Here is a 506-nt window from a genome sequence, read left to right as displayed (position 1 = left end):
GGTCTACCCAGTTCATCGCCTTGGCCTTAAGGGGTGTCACGCTCCCCTTTCTCCCAGGGTCATGCCCCAAGAGCATCGAGCCCTCTCGCGGCTATGTTCATTGCCCCCACCCTGTCCGCATCAGATTGGTAGCCACATTTTATGCATTTAAACCAGCCTTGGGCTACCTTTCCTTGCGCCATCTGACCTGGCGGCCGTCAAAAAAGATGTTGTTGGCTATATCTCCATGGATCCTTGTCGGCAGGAACCTCCTGCCAGGTCCTGGAGCCTTTTGGCATGGTATTCGGAAGTGGCAATGGGCACTGCTATCTGGCTCCTGCCGGAGGAGACGGGGAACTTGATGGCCCATGTGCCTGACGGCAGCTGATGTATTGAATAGAATCAAATTTGGGCATGCTGGATTTCTTGCCATTTTTTGTACGGGAAAGGTATGAGCGATAAGCTGAGAGTGCTTTGAGCATGGCGCACTGGAGTGTAGCGCGGTTGAGGTCGAATAGTTCACAGGC

At 53.8% G+C, this 506-nt stretch carries 2 protein-coding genes; one reads left to right on the top strand and one right to left on the bottom strand.

Translation table 11 applies throughout. The features are described from left to right. Positions 1 to 59 precede the first annotated feature (59 nt). The gene (locus AN618_RS12970; RefSeq protein ID WP_222926548.1) at positions 60 to 182 is read right to left on the bottom strand and encodes a zinc ribbon domain-containing protein; all 123 of its coding nucleotides are present in this window, start codon (positions 180 to 182) and stop codon (positions 60 to 62) included. 44 nt (positions 183 to 226) lie between these two features. Between AN618_RS12970 and AN618_RS13290 the strand changes: the two genes are divergently transcribed. Then, positions 227 to 367 carry a hypothetical protein gene (locus AN618_RS13290; protein WP_157081773.1) on the top strand — a complete coding sequence of 47 codons (141 nt, stop codon included), beginning with the start codon at positions 227 to 229 and terminating at the stop codon, positions 365 to 367. Positions 368 to 506: the final 139 nt, after the last annotated feature.

Source organism: Fervidicola ferrireducens (genome assembly GCF_001562425.1).
GTDB classification, from domain to species: domain Bacteria; phylum Bacillota; class Thermosediminibacteria; order Thermosediminibacterales; family Thermosediminibacteraceae; genus Fervidicola; species Fervidicola ferrireducens.
This window is presented reverse-complemented; position numbering and strand designations above follow the sequence as displayed.

Excerpts from the sequence above, each read along its gene's own strand:
- AN618_RS13290 (WP_157081773.1), top strand. The coding sequence starts at position 227 with ATGGATCCTTGTCGGCAGGAACCTCCTGCCAGGTCCTGGAGCCTTTTG.
- AN618_RS12970 (WP_222926548.1), bottom strand. The coding sequence starts at position 182 with ATGGCGCAAGGAAAGGTAGCCCAAGGCTGGTTTAAATGCATAAAATGT.